This window comes from Pedobacter sp. SG908, assembly GCF_011759615.1.
Classification (GTDB): Bacteria; Bacteroidota; Bacteroidia; order Sphingobacteriales; family Sphingobacteriaceae; genus Pedobacter; species Pedobacter riviphilus.
The window spans coordinates 101,307-114,985 of sequence record NZ_JAAOYY010000003.1; the positions used below are offsets into that span (position 1 = coordinate 101,307).

The 13,679-nt window shown below is 37.2% G+C and carries 10 protein-coding genes; 6 read left to right on the forward strand and 4 right to left on the reverse strand.

What is annotated here, in order from left to right; translation table 11 throughout:
• The first annotated feature begins 118 nt into the window (after positions 1–118).
• The 3 genes from FHT21_RS21155 to FHT21_RS21165 all read left to right on the forward strand — a co-directional run bounded on the left by FHT21_RS21155 (position 119) and on the right by FHT21_RS21165 (position 3,005).
• Positions 119–1,195, forward strand: a complete 1,077-nt coding sequence (locus FHT21_RS21155) for an ABC transporter permease (RefSeq protein ID WP_167296733.1) — start codon at positions 119–121, stop codon at positions 1,193–1,195.
• A gap of 115 nt (positions 1,196–1,310) precedes the next feature.
• Entirely contained in the window at positions 1,311–2,267 is a 957-nt protein-coding gene (locus FHT21_RS21160) for a Fic family protein (protein ID WP_167296734.1), read from the forward strand.
• Positions 2,268–2,321: 54 nt separating this feature from the next.
• Positions 2,322–3,005, forward strand: coding sequence for an FG-GAP repeat protein (locus FHT21_RS21165; RefSeq protein WP_167296735.1), 684 nt, complete (start codon positions 2,322–2,324; stop codon positions 3,003–3,005).
• 217 nt (positions 3,006–3,222) lie between these two features.
• Here the strand turns inward: FHT21_RS21165 and FHT21_RS21170 are convergent, their stop codons facing one another.
• The 4 genes from FHT21_RS21170 to kbl all read right to left on the reverse strand — a co-directional run bounded on the left by FHT21_RS21170 (position 3,223) and on the right by kbl (position 6,585).
• Positions 3,223–3,798, reverse strand: a complete 576-nt coding sequence (locus FHT21_RS21170; protein WP_167296736.1) for a TetR/AcrR family transcriptional regulator — start codon at positions 3,796–3,798, stop codon at positions 3,223–3,225.
• A 1-nt stretch (position 3,799) separates the two neighbouring features.
• Positions 3,800–4,210: a hypothetical protein gene (locus FHT21_RS21175; RefSeq protein WP_167296737.1), complete on the reverse strand. Its 411-nt coding sequence runs from the start codon at positions 4,208–4,210 to the stop codon at positions 3,800–3,802.
• Positions 4,210–5,250 carry a phenylalanine--tRNA ligase subunit alpha gene (gene pheS / locus FHT21_RS21180; RefSeq protein ID WP_167296738.1) on the reverse strand — a complete coding sequence of 347 codons (1,041 nt, stop codon included), beginning with the start codon at positions 5,248–5,250 and terminating at the stop codon, positions 4,210–4,212. Before pheS ends, FHT21_RS21175 begins: the two co-directional genes overlap by 1 nt.
• Positions 5,251–5,397: 147 nt before the next feature.
• A complete protein-coding gene (gene kbl / locus FHT21_RS21185) occupies positions 5,398–6,585 on the reverse strand; it encodes a glycine C-acetyltransferase (RefSeq protein WP_086547474.1) in 1,188 nt (395 codons plus the stop codon).
• 247 nt (positions 6,586–6,832) lie between these two features.
• On the opposite strand from kbl, the gene FHT21_RS21190 reads away from it, so the two are divergent.
• The 3 genes from FHT21_RS21190 to FHT21_RS21200 all read left to right on the forward strand — a co-directional run bounded on the left by FHT21_RS21190 (position 6,833) and on the right by FHT21_RS21200 (position 13,651).
• Positions 6,833–9,280: a DUF5686 and carboxypeptidase regulatory-like domain-containing protein gene (locus tag FHT21_RS21190; RefSeq protein WP_167296739.1), complete on the forward strand. Its 2,448-nt coding sequence runs from the start codon at positions 6,833–6,835 to the stop codon at positions 9,278–9,280.
• A gap of 137 nt (positions 9,281–9,417) precedes the next feature.
• A complete protein-coding gene (locus tag FHT21_RS21195) occupies positions 9,418–10,353 on the forward strand; it encodes a rhodanese-related sulfurtransferase (protein WP_167296740.1) in 936 nt (311 codons plus the stop codon).
• Positions 10,354–10,771: 418 nt separating this feature from the next.
• Positions 10,772–13,651, forward strand: coding sequence for a triple tyrosine motif-containing protein (locus FHT21_RS21200; protein WP_167296741.1), 2,880 nt, complete (start codon positions 10,772–10,774; stop codon positions 13,649–13,651).
• The last annotated feature ends 28 nt before the right edge of the window (positions 13,652–13,679 follow it).

Consider the following 13,679-nt stretch of genomic DNA (forward strand, 5'->3'; position numbering starts at 1 on the left):
CGTTACAATCTTTTTGTAAATCTTATGAACAGGTAATAAAAACATCTAGAACAAAAAGGATTTACACTACAATCGGGTTTAAGAACATAAAACAGCACAACTATTAATCAAATAGTAAATGAAAAAATATAACAACCTTACAGCAACCCTGGCTCTTGCCAAAGCGAGTTTCCGGTCGATTATGCGGAGTCCTTCGGCGGTGGTTTTTACCCTGGCTTTCCCTTTGATATTTATCCTCGTTTTTGGCTTTTTGGGTGGCGGCGGAACACGTATCGATGTAGGCGTTACCCCTGACTCAGACGTTAACAACCCAGTGATGGGCATGCTAGAAAAAACAGGCATGATCCATTTGGTAAAAGATAAATCAAAAGCCGAGTTTGATAAATTACTTGAAAAAGGCAACGTTGATGCCATGATTGATGTGCACAGAAAAGTAAATTCTGCTGCCTATTCGGTTAATGTAGTTTATACTTCTGCATCGAGAGATAAAGGCGGGATTTTAAAATCAGTTTTAAACAATATCTTTTACGATAAAACCTTAAAACCTACAGTAGCAGAAATTAAAGAAAGTACCATTACGGGCAGAGAATATAAAACGATTGATTTTATCCTTCCAGGCCAACTAGGCTTTTCGCTATTAAGCACAGGCGTTTTCGGAACAGCATTCGTATTCTTAAGTCTTCGCCAAACCCTGGTAATTAAGCGCTTTTTTGCAACTCCGGTAAAGCGTTCGAGCATTGTAATTGGTGAAGGGGTTGCCCGTATTGGCTTTGCCTTAATTGGTGCGTTATTTATTATTTTAATTGGCCATTTCTTTTTTGGCTTTACCCTTGTACATGGTGCACTCACGGTCGTCAACATGCTTATACTGGCCACACTTGGTGTTATTGTATTTATGGGCTTTGGTTTTATTATTTCGGGTATTGCCAAAAGCGAAAGCATGGTGCCTCCAATATCGAACATCGTTACTTTACCACAGTTTTTACTTTCGGGAACATTTTTTTCTATAGAAGCTTTTCCAAGCTGGTTACAACCCATTAGCCGGGCCTTACCGCTTACCTATTTAAACGATGCTATGCGCAAAGTAGCCTTTGAAGGTTTAGGTTTGTGGGATGTTAAATTCCAGATTATGATCCTATTAATTTGGGGTATTGGCATTTACGCAGTAGCGGTAAAAGTATTTAAGTGGGAATAAGCACTTTAAAAACATTTTGAAATGATAACATATATGTTATCATTTTTTTTTGGAAAAAAATTTAGTATCGGATATGTTTATTTTTAAGTCTAACCGATAATTATTACCTTTGGAAATGTGGGATTTTGATTTAAGCGATTTAGAAGAGCTATTACCGCAAATAGAAAGGTTATACGAAAAAAAGGCCAAGTTAGAAACTTCAAGGCCATTGCCTAATAGTGCCCTACACCGTATCAAAGAAGATCTTACCCTAGAGTGGACTTATAACTCGAACAGCATAGAAGGAAATACCCTAAGCCTGAAAGAAACCCAAATGGTTTTACAGGAAGGCATGACCGTTAAAGGCAAATCGTTACGAGAACATTTTGAAGCCTATAATCACGAAAAAGCTATTGATTACCTCTACACCTTAGTCAATAAAAACTATACGCTCAGAAGCATTGATATTCTATCGCTTCATGGCCTAGTGCTTAGAAGCATTGAAGATGATTATGCGGGCCGTTTAAGAAATGGCGGTGTGCGCATTGTGGGCGCAAACTTTACACCACCCAATGCCAATAAGGTTTCTGATTTATTAGATCAATTAATCAGCTTTGTAAATGATAACCCATTGGGCTTAAATGATATTCTATTATCTAGTATTTTTCATCATAAACTCGTTTGGATCCATCCTTTTTTTGATGGGAATGGGCGTACCGTGAGGCTTGCCATGAATTTATTGCTCATGCGAAATGGCTTCCCTCCTGCTATTATCCTTAAAAATGACAGAAAGAAATACTACGAAGCACTTAACCAAGCTAATAAAGGCAATTACCATAAACTTTGCTTATTAATGTTACAGGCCTTAGAGCGTTCGTTAAATATCTATGTAAATGCATTGCCTGGAAACAATTATGGCGATTATGAACCAATATCACATATCGTTTCTGAGCCTGATGTTCCCTATGGCCAAGAGTATGTGAGCCTATTGGCCAGACAGGGCAAAATAGATGCCTATAAAGAAGGCAGAGATTGGCTTACTACAAAGTCTGCGGTACAAAGCTATATCAAAACACGCAAAAGAAAACGTTAACCTTTTTTAACTTTTCGGTGGATGGTATTGGCGTAATTTTACCAAAAAAATTTAATGAAAAGTTTGATCATCTTTTGTGGTATTTTACTTATTGCCAATACTTCGGAAGCACAGTTTAAATTCTTGGCAAACAACAGCTCTGACCAATACAAGGCTAAAATTTTTGTTGATAAATGTGAAGGGAATGCCTGTAGTGGGAAAGCCACGATTATTATTTACGATATGGCCACAGATAGAGAAATAGATACTTTCCACTCCGAAGACCTAGATTTTAACTTAACTGAAACTCAAAATGCTAAACTTGGATGGCTGGAACTTGGCAAATACCAAACACCATTAATTTTTGGCGATTTTAATTTTGACGGCTTTGAAGATCTTGCCATCAGAAATGGTAATAATGGTGCTTATGCCAGCCCATCATACCAGGTTTATTTATCATCAAAAGAAAACAAATTCCTGCTTAGCAAGGAACTCACCAAACTGGCCAGCGAAAACCTGGGCATGTTTGATATTGATAAAAAAACAAGGCAAATTGCCATCCATCAAAAAGATGGCTGTTGTTTTGATAAAACCATCAATTACAAATTTGACGCAAAAAATGTATTATACGAAGACTCATCGGTAATTGAAGATTCGAGCATCGCCGATAACGTTACGGTGATTACTCAGAAACTGGTTGATGGAAAAATAAAAAGAACCGTGCAAAAATTCAAGATCAAAGATTATTACAATCAATAATAAGAATTCACTAACCACAGCTTAACACGGATTTCTGCCTTCGTTACCTTTTTATTTTAGCCGTAGCGTCTCGATACGACATACCAATAGTTTATTTTAGTGTCTTTTAATGGGATCCTAAGACCAGATTGTGATGTTATTACTGAGGGTCTATATCGCAGGAAAGATGCTGAAATAAATTCAGCATGACGATCGCTGTCTATGCAGCTCAATAAACTTAAAGGGCTGCTTTTACCAAAAATGGCAGTATTTCTTTCTGGAAACTTACAAAGTTTTTACGAACATCAGAATCGCTAACCGAAGTAAATGCAAAAGAAAACACAATGCTTTTACTTGCTTTTAATAAAAAGGCCAATCCTTCTCTTCTTGCAGGATTATTCTTAAAGTTATCCAATTGCAGATAGGCGGCTAATAATAAGGCCTCAAGCTGATCTGATAAATGCTTTAAAAACTCCTGCGAATTTGCATTTTCACGAACAAAATCCCAGCCGATAAATTCGTTACACGCGGTAAACGATAAGCGGCTTGTTTTCATTACCAGTGCTTTCAAGTGCTCTTCTTCTGAAGTGTAACTTACTTTATTGTGCAATATTTCATAAAGGTTTTGATCCAGGTAATCCATCAGGATACCATCTAAAACCTGTTCCTTACTCTCAAAATATTTGTAAATTGTAGCTTTAGCTATACGGGCCTTTTTTGCAATTTCGTTTACACTGGTTTTATGGTAACCGTATTTTCTAAATAGTTCTTTGGCAGCCTTTTTTACTGTTTCTTTTATTTTTTCAGCTTCCATTTTAATTGCTTACGTGTATTAGTGTGTTGCCTTGCAAAGAAACATTATATGCTTTCAAGCTTCTTTCTGCAGGTGCTTTTTGTGGGCTACCATCAAGCAATGAAAATTTTGCACCCGAACAGGGGTCGGTTGCAGTTACTCCGCTGTCATCAGGCGCTACTTTGCAGATTTTCTCCGGGTTCACAGTACTGCAGCGATCGAAGGCAACATATCCTCCAAGTGGTGTTTTTACAATTAGTAGTCCACCTACCCCATTATTCGAAACTACCAATACATTATTTACCGATTTAAGGCTAAATTCGGTTATGGTTACATTATAATTTACAGCCACATCAGGAATGTAACCTCCATCTTTACCGCAACCTGTAACAATTAGCAGTACAAACAATATGGTATATAGGTATTTCATCATTAAATTAAAGCAGATTTAAATTGCTTTAAGAAACGTGCGTCATTCTCAGAGAATAAGCGCAAATCTTTAATTACGTATTTCAGATTGGCAATACGTTCTATTCCCATCCCAAATGCAAAACCACTGTATTTTTTTGAATCAATACCGCAGTTTTCCAAAACATTTGGATCTACCATACCACAACCCAAAATTTCTACCCAACCACTGTATTTACAAAACTGGCAACCAGCACCTTTACAAATGGTACAAGAAATATCCATCTCTGCAGATGGTTCGGTAAAAGGGAAATATGATGGACGGAAACGCACTTTTGTGCCTTCTCCGTATAACTCTTGAACGAAATAAAACAAGGTCTGCTTTAAATCGGCAAATGAAACATTTTCATCAACATACAAACCTTCCACTTGATGGAAAAAGCAGTGGGCACGGGCAGAAATGGCTTCGTTACGGTAAACACGGCCTGGCATAATTGCCCTGAATGGCGGCTGGCCCTGCTCCATCATACGCACCTGTACCGAAGAAGTATGCGTACGTAAGGCAATATCGCCTTTCTCACCACCTTTTTTTATGAAGAAAGTATCTTGCATATCTCTTGCAGGATGCTCTTCAGGGAAGTTTAGTGCCGAAAAGTTATGCCAATCATCTTCAATTTCAGGACCTTCAGCTACGGTAAAACCTAGTTTAGCAAAAATCTCTACGATTTCTCTCCGTACCAAGGCTAAAGGATGGCGTGAGCCAATCTCGAAACCTTCGCCAGGTAAAGTTAAATCTTGTTGCGTGTTTTCAGTTTTTGCTTCAGAATTTTCAGTAGATTCTTTTAAGGTGAGGTATTTTGATTCAGCAAGTTGCTTAAACTCATTTAAAACCTTACCTAACGACCTTTTTTCTTCAACAGAAACCGATTTGAATTCGTCGAAAATTTCTTTGATTATACCTTTGCTCCCTAAATATTTAATACGGAATTGCTCTAACTCGTCTGCTTTTTCAGTTACGAAAGCATTAATTTTATCGGTATACTGTGCTATTTTATCCTGTAACATGGCTTCAAATATACAGCAAATTATCCAATAATTTTAGGGTTGGTGAGTTCAAATAATCTGTTTACAATACCATTATAAAAGAAAATGAACCCATAAACAACAAAAGCCGCTTAAGCGGCTTTTGTTGTAATCGTAAATCTATGGGTTTTAAATTACCCCCAATTCTTTACCTACTTTGGTAAATGCGGCAATCGCTTTATCTAAGTGATGTTGCTCATGTCCAGCTGATAATTGTACACGAATTCTCGCTTTGCCCTGTGGCACAACTGGATAAAAGAACCCGATTACATAAATACCCTCTTCTAACATTTTAGCAGCGAACTGCTGTGCAATTTTAGCATCATACAACATTACCGGAACAATTGGATGGAAACCTGGTTTAATATCGAAACCAGCCTCGGTCATTTTTTCACGGAAATATTTGGTATTGTTTTCCAATTTATCTCTTAACGATGTGGTTTCGCTTAACATATCCAATACTGCAATAGATGCACCTGCAATTGCTGGCGCTAAGGTATTAGAGAATAAATATGGACGTGAACGTTGGCGCAACATATCGATAATTTCTTTTTTGCCAGAGGTAAAACCACCAGATGCACCACCTAAAGCTTTACCCAAAGTGCCGGTAATAATATCGATACGGTCGATCACATTGAAATGCTCGTGTGTTCCGCGGCCATTTTTACCGATAAAACCTGTACAATGCGATTCATCGATCATAATCAAGGCTTCGTATTTATCAGCCAGATCTGCAATTTTATCCAGCGGAGCAACCGATCCATCCATAGAGAAAGCACCATCAGTAACAATAATTCTATGTCTGCAATCTTTGGCAGCAATTAACTGTTTTTCCAGATCTTCCATATCTGCATTTTTATAACGGAAACGTTGTGCTTTACACAATCTAACACCGTCTATAATTGATGCGTGATTTAACTCATCAGAAATAATAGCATCTTCTGCATTAAATAATGGTTCGAAAACCCCACCATTTGCATCAAATGCGGCAGCATATAAAATGGTATCCTCCGTACCTAAAAATTTAGAAATCTTAGCTTCCAGTTCTTTGTGCACATCTTGTGTTCCGCAGATAAAACGCACTGAAGACATTCCATAGCCATGATCGTCGATTGCTTTCTTAGCTGCTTCTATCACTTTTGGATGAGAAGAAAGACCTAAATAATTATTTGCACAAAAGTTGACTACTTCAGCACCACCACTTACTTTAATGTCGGCACCCTGAGGTGTAATAATTATACGTTCGCGTTTAAATAATCCAGCGTTTTCGATTTCTTCAAGTTCTTTTTGAAGAACAGGTTGTAATGTTTTATACATGGCCTTTTTATATGGTTGATTTTGGGTCCAAAGTTATAAAAAAAAGTCTTTTCCGACCTAAAAACGCAATTTCCATCATAAACCTTACAGACAAACGTTTGATCGATAAACTAATTGACGTTATGCATTTTATTATTATTATAAAACATTGTACCATCACTATTTTTTTTCGATCTTAACAAACTTTAACATGTAACTATGTGTATATGTTAAAAGATATTCGATATTTAGGGTATACTAATTAATTATGATAAGAATTTGCGCACTCCTGTTTTTTTGCGGCTTTACCAATATTATTTTTGCTCAACAATCTACCGTTACAGGTGTAGTTAAAGATAATAGCGGTCAGCCTATTCCTTTTGCCTCAGTTTATTTAAAAAATACAACTAGTGGAACATCTGCAAATATTGATGGAAAATACTCCATGAAGTTAAAAAACGGTGAATATACTTTGAGTTTTAGGGCTGTAGGCTATAAACAGCAAGATCATATCATTAACCTTTCGGCAGATCAATCGCTTAACGTAACATTAACATCAGAAAGTTATACTTTAGAAAACGTAAATATAAGGGCAAATGCTGAGGACCCGGCTTATGCCATTATCCGTAAGGCCATTAAACAGAGAAAAACACATTTAAATGAGGTGAAGGAATTTAGTTGTGATGTTTATATCAAAGGTGTGCAACGTTTAAGGGGTGCCCCTAAAAAGTTCTTTGGTCGGGATATCCAAAAAGTTTTAGAACTCGATACCAATAGAAAAGGCATCATTTATTTATCAGAATCGCAAAGCAAGTTCAATTTCAAAAGGCCCAACGATGTGCATGAAGAAATGATTTCATCAAAAGTTGCAGGCAGAAACAATTCATTTAGTTTTAACAAAGCTTCTGATTTAATTATTAATTTTTATGACAATTATCTACTTGAAAACAAATTAAGCGCCAGGGGGTTCATTTCTCCAATTGCAGACAATGCCTTATTTTATTATAAATATAAATTATTGGGCGAAAGCAAGGAAAACGGGGAGATTATCCATAAAATAGAAGTAATCCCCCGCCGTGAAAATGACCCGGTTTTTAGGGGTATTATTTATATTATTGATGATAGCTGGAGAATTTACAACACTGATGTTTACCTAACCAAGAACGCGGGAATCAATTTTATAGATACTTTAAACATCAGTCAGCAGTTTACCAAGGTTCAGGATATTTATATGCCAACCGCTATTAATTTTCAATTTGCCGGGAATGTGCTGGGCTTTAAAATTGCAGGTTATTATGTGGGTATTTACAATAATTATAACCTGGACCCTAAATTCCCTAAAAACTTTTTTAGCGGCGAGATCTTAAAAATTACCGAAATGGTAAACAAAAAAGATTCTCTTTACTGGAAAAACAACAGGCCTATTCCTTTAACTGAAGATGAAAAAATCAACTATGTTAAAAAAGACAGCATAGCGAAGTTAAAAGAATCGAAAAAGTATCTCGATTCGCTTGAAAAAGACAATAATAAGTTCGGCATAGCTAAATTGTTATTACACGGCTATAGCGTTAACGACCGCTATGATAAGGAATATTGGTCTTTTGATCCAGTACTTAGGGCTATATTTTACAATACCGTAGAAGGTTTTGCAGTAAAATACGGGGTTACCTATAGAAAGGATTTCGAGAACAGGAGATCTTATTACATCCGTCCTGAACTGAGGTATGGTTTTGCCAACCAAAAACTTACCGGAAGCTTAACGGGAAGCTACTACTACAATCCACTTAAAAGGGCTAGTATAGGTGCATCATTCGGAAATGGTATTTTTGATTTGAACAACTTAGGATCAATGACTGCATTGGGTAATACCATTAACTCGTTACTTTATGAAAAAAACTTCTCAAAATTTTATGAGAAGGGTTTTATTAACATTAATACAACCAGAGAACTGGCAACGGGCTTGCAGGGAAGTATAAGTGTAGATTATAGCAAAAATAAAAGCTTAACCAATAATTCTACCTTTAAATTCATCGACGCAAAAGATAGGGAATTCACCTCCAACAATCCTTTCAGCCCAGATACTGAAACGCCACTTTTCCCAACCTATAACTCTTTTAGTGCAACTGCAAGTTTAACTTATACTATTGGGCAGAAATACATTACACGTCCGGATGGGAAGTTTTACACCGAATCTAAATTCCCAAAGATGACCTTATTGTATAAAAAAGGGTTTAACGGAGTATTAAACAGTGATGTTGATTATGATTTTGTAAAACTTGAGGTTTCTCAGGACAGGATCGGGTTGGGCTTATGGGGTTACACTTCATTTTTGGCTGGCGTGGGCAAATTCCTGAACAACAAAAGCATGTTTTATCCTGATTTTAAACACTTTGCAGGTAACATTTCTACCATTTTCCCTCCAAATCTGCGGAAGTTTCAATATTTAGATTTTTACCAGTTCAGTACCAATCAACAATATTTCGAAGCGCATTTAGAACATAATTTCGCAGGCTTTTTCATGAATAAGGTTCCATTATTGCGTAAGGCTAAGTTGGAAGAATTTATTGGAGGCGGCTATCTTTCTTCTCCAGAAAAGCGGAATTATAAAGAATTTTACTTCGGTATCCAACGTTTGGTATTAAGGGCCAGTTATGGTTTTGCGTACGATGGTGCCCGCAAATTAACACAAGGATTTAGAATAGCTTACACCTTATAATAAAGTTTAGGGTTTAGAGGTTAGTGTTGAAAGTATATTTATAGGGCAAAACCTTACACCTTTATCTTTTTACCTTCAAGCTTTTTTGTTATCTTTGCACCGCTTTAAACGCCGTTTGCAACGGTATCAACAGCGTTATGAAAAAATATCAGACACTACTTTACTATTGCTATAGTTACATAGCGGAGGCAGAACAATTTGCTGCTGATCATCTTAAATTTTGTAAATCCTTAGGCCTAGTTGGCCGTATTATCGTTGCCGACGAAGGTTTAAACGGCACTGTTTCGGGAACAGCCGAAGCCTGCGAAGCTTATATGAAAGCAGTACATGCTGACGAAAGGTTTGCAAAAACTGAATTTAAAATCGATAATGTTGAAGAACTTTCGTTCTTGAAAATGCACTGCCGTTACAAATCGGAAATTGTACACTCGGGCTTAAGGGATACATCGATTATTGATCCGAACAAACAAACAGGTAAACACTTAGAGCCAGTCGATTTTATGAAAATGAAAGATGACGAGGATGTGGTTATCCTTGATGTGCGTTCTAATTATGAGCATAACCTTGGTAAGTTTAAGAATGCTGTAACGCTGGATATTGAGAATTTCCGCGATTTCCCTGAACAGATCAACCAGCTTGCCCAATATAAAGACAAAAAAATATTAACCTATTGTACTGGAGGCATTAAATGCGAAAAAGCTTCTGCTTTGCTTTTACACCATGGCTTTAATGATGTTTATCAATTACACGGTGGTATTATTAAATACGGAAAAGAAGCGGGTGGTAAAGACTTTGAAGGCAAATGTTATGTTTTCGATAACCGCATTGCAGTTGATGTAAATGAGGTAAATCCAACTATAGTTTCGGTTTGCTATAATTGTGGTAAAACTACTCCAAAAATGATCAACTGTGCCAATCCGGAGTGTAATGAGCACATTACCCAATGTGATGAATGCGGCGATCAGCTTCAGGGCTGTTGCTCAGTTGAGTGCACTACCAATCCACGCAAGCGCCCTTACGATGGTACAGGCTATTATGTAAAGGTTCCGCAGCCGGTTGCTGTGAAAAGTTAGGTTTTGGTATGATTTTCTATAGTTAATTAATGAAGCTTCAATTGTAGCGATTATACATCATAAGTTTTTTTTGGAGCGCAGTGTCATTGCAAACAACACGGGTTCCGTCCTGCTGTACGTTTTACTTCGCCAATGAAGAATTGGCTTCGTGCCACTGCCATCAGGGCTAGTTGGGGGGTTCCGGCATTCAATTCTTGAATTACTTGACTGCTTAATATTTCTTAATCTCTCAATGGCGAAGGCAATTAACCATTATAATATTGCATAACCACGATCTCTTTTAATAGTGCGATTATTGATCATTTATCAAAAAGCCTTCATTAAACTAATAGTCATGAACTATAGACCATTAACGATCGACTATTAAACAATTTTTCATTTACTTTGTGTATTAATGGCTTTACTTATTAACCATTTTATGCTAAACTATTTCCGGGTCCTTTTATTACTATCCTGCTTCGCTATAAATACCTATGCATCAGAAATTAAAAGCATAGGCGTTCCCTATATCGAAAACTATCCTAAATCTGTTTATTCATCGGGAAACCAGAACTGGAGCATAGCAAAAGATAAAAATGGTGTGATGTACTTTGGCAATGCAGAAGGGTTATTAACTTTCGATGGCCGTTACTGGCAGAAATACCAGATGCCCAACCGACAGATTGTAAGATCAGTAGCTACAGACAATAAGGGAAGAATTTATACGGGTAGTTTTGGTGAGTTTGGCTTCTGGTCTATTAAGAACAACAAACTAAGCTATAGCTCACTTACCAATCTATTACCAAAAGGCATCGAAATCAATGATGAGGTCTGGAAAATTTATGTAGACAAGGATCGGGTAATTTTTCAATCCTTTTCTAAGATTTTCATTTACAAAAACAACAAAATAGAGGTGATAAAATCACCGTCTTCATTTCTGTTCCTACATAAGGTAAACAACAGATATTTTATCGAAGTGCTTGAAAAAGGTTTGTTCGAGCTCGTTGGCAACAAATTAGTCTATATCCCAAACAGCGAAAAGCTAGGCAAAGAGGGTATATTATCCATTCTTCCCTATAAAAACAATGGCCTAATTATCGGAACCAGCAAACAGGGATTATTTACCTACGACGGTAAAGATTTTACACCTTTAAACACACCTGCCAATGCTTACCTAAAAACCTATCAGCTCAACAATGGAGTAAGTTTACTGGGTAAATATTTTGCCTATGGTACCATTCTCAACGGTCTGATCATTATAGATGAAAATGGAAAAGTTGTGCAACGGATCAATAAATCGAGTGGTTTACAGAACAATACTGTTCTAAGTTTATATGCGGATAATGAGCAAAACCTTTGGACTGGACTGGATAACGGAATTGACCGGATAGAACTTAATTCGCCCTTATATTTTTACTTCGATAAAACAGGCCAGTTTGGAACTGTCTATTCCAGTATTATCTTCAATAACAAAATTTACCTCGGCACCAATCAAGGGCTGTTTTATAGTGAGTGGTCGCCTGATAACCTATTGCCTTTTAATTTTAGACTGATCCCAAACTCACAGGGGCAGGTATGGGAACTTACCATTATTGATAACGAGTTAATATGTGGCCATAACAGCGGTACGTTTAAGGTAAATGGTGATAAAATTGAATGGCTATCAAGATCTGCAGGTGGCTGGACCATTAAAAAATTAAATTCAAATCCCAATTACCTTATTCAGGGTACCTATACCGGGCTTTCGCTCTTTATAGAAGCTCCGGCTTCGGGATTAAAGTTTACTACAAAAATTGCGGGCTTTGACGCTCCATCAAGATATGTAGAGCAGGATAACAAAGGCGATATCTGGGTCGCTCATGCCTATAAGGGTTTATATAAATTAAATTTAAGTCCCAGCTACACCAGCGTAATCAGCACTAAATATTTTGATGAAAAGAATGGCCTGCCCGGTAATTACAATATCAACATCTTCAATTTAGAGAATAAGATTGTTTTTTCTTCAGATGCAGGCTTTTACACCTACGATGAGTTAAGTGATAAATTTACCAAGTATGCCGCGTTAAATAAAGAACTTGGTTCGTTCCAGTCATCGAACAAAATCATCAATGCAGGTGGCAAAAAATATTGGTTTATCAATCACGGAAAAACGGCCCTGGTTAACTTTAGTGAGCCAGGTAAGGTGGAAATCGATTCGAACCAGTTCAGTATTTTAGATGGTCGGATGGTTCAATATTATGAAAATATTAGCCGCATAGGCAATTCCATTTACCTCATCAGTGTTGATGATGGTTTTGTGATCTACAGCTCCACTGCCCAACTCAATGCACAAAAGCAAAAACTTCCTGCAGTCTTGATCAGACGGGTAGAGGATATTACGGATAAGTTTTCGCTCATTAGTGAAGCTGGTAATGGTGAGGGAGCTACTGAGATCCAAAACAGCCGTAACAATATCCGCATTTCTTATGCCCTTCCCTATTACCGACAGGCTAAGGTTAAATACCAGTTCTATTTAGAAGGCTATTCGAGAGCATGGTCTGATTGGACTTATGCCACACAAAAAGATTTCACCAACTTAAGTGCAGGTAACTACGTTTTTAAGGTTAGGGCAAAAACGGATGACAGCTCAGTAAGTGAGGAAGCCGTTTACACATTTACCATTTTACGCCCTTGGTATTTAAACAACTGGGCCATTTTGTGCTACACTATATTATTTGTGGTGGTATTGATTCTGGGTAAGAAAATTTACGAAAGAAAACTCTACAGGGATAGTCAGAAAATAAGCGACCGTTTACAGGCCGAGCAGGAAGAAATATTAAGACAAGAAGCAGAAACCAACGAAAAGCAGATTATTAAACTCCAAACAGAAAAACTGCAGGCCGAACTGGCCTCAAAAAACAGGGAACTGGCCAATTCTGCTATGACATTGGTCTATAAAAATGAGCTACTCCAAAAACTTAGCGACGAGATCACCAAGTTAAAGGATGAGAACGGAAAAAAACTTTCTGATGATCAAACCCGCAAAATCCAGAAGGTAATTAATGACGGGATGAACGATGAACGTGATTGGCACCTCTTCGAAAATAGCTTTAACGAGGCGCATGAAAGTTTCTTTAAGAAACTAAAAGCTCAACACCCCGATCTTGTTCCAAACGATTTAAAACTCTGCGCTTACCTTAGGATGAACATGAGCAGTAAGGAAATGTCGTCGTTACTAAATATCAGTTTACGCGGGGTAGAAATCCGCCGATACCGCCTACGTAAAAAACTGGAAGTGCCACACGACAAAAATTTAACAGAGTTTTTGATGGAACTTTAATCTTACACCCCTAATCAAATTCAGCAAT

What these genes read in the sequence shown, in the direction of transcription:
- FHT21_RS21155 (WP_167296733.1), top strand. Translation starts at nt 119, where the DNA reads ATGAAAAAATATAACAACCTTACAGCAACCCTGGCTCTTGCCAAAGCG.
- kbl (WP_086547474.1), bottom strand. Translation starts at nt 6,585, where the DNA reads ATGTATAAAACATTACAACCTGTTCTTCAAAAAGAACTTGAAGAAATC.
- FHT21_RS21165 (WP_167296735.1), top strand. Translation starts at nt 2,322, where the DNA reads ATGAAAAGTTTGATCATCTTTTGTGGTATTTTACTTATTGCCAATACT.
- FHT21_RS21175 (WP_167296737.1), bottom strand. Translation starts at nt 4,210, where the DNA reads ATGATGAAATACCTATATACCATATTGTTTGTACTGCTAATTGTTACA.
- FHT21_RS21160 (WP_167296734.1), top strand. Translation starts at nt 1,311, where the DNA reads ATGTGGGATTTTGATTTAAGCGATTTAGAAGAGCTATTACCGCAAATA.
- FHT21_RS21190 (WP_167296739.1), top strand. Translation starts at nt 6,833, where the DNA reads ATGATAAGAATTTGCGCACTCCTGTTTTTTTGCGGCTTTACCAATATT.
- pheS (WP_167296738.1), bottom strand. Translation starts at nt 5,250, where the DNA reads ATGTTACAGGATAAAATAGCACAGTATACCGATAAAATTAATGCTTTC.
- FHT21_RS21195 (WP_167296740.1), top strand. Translation starts at nt 9,418, where the DNA reads ATGAAAAAATATCAGACACTACTTTACTATTGCTATAGTTACATAGCG.
- FHT21_RS21170 (WP_167296736.1), bottom strand. Translation starts at nt 3,798, where the DNA reads ATGGAAGCTGAAAAAATAAAAGAAACAGTAAAAAAGGCTGCCAAAGAA.
- FHT21_RS21200 (WP_167296741.1), top strand. Translation starts at nt 10,772, where the DNA reads ATGCTAAACTATTTCCGGGTCCTTTTATTACTATCCTGCTTCGCTATA.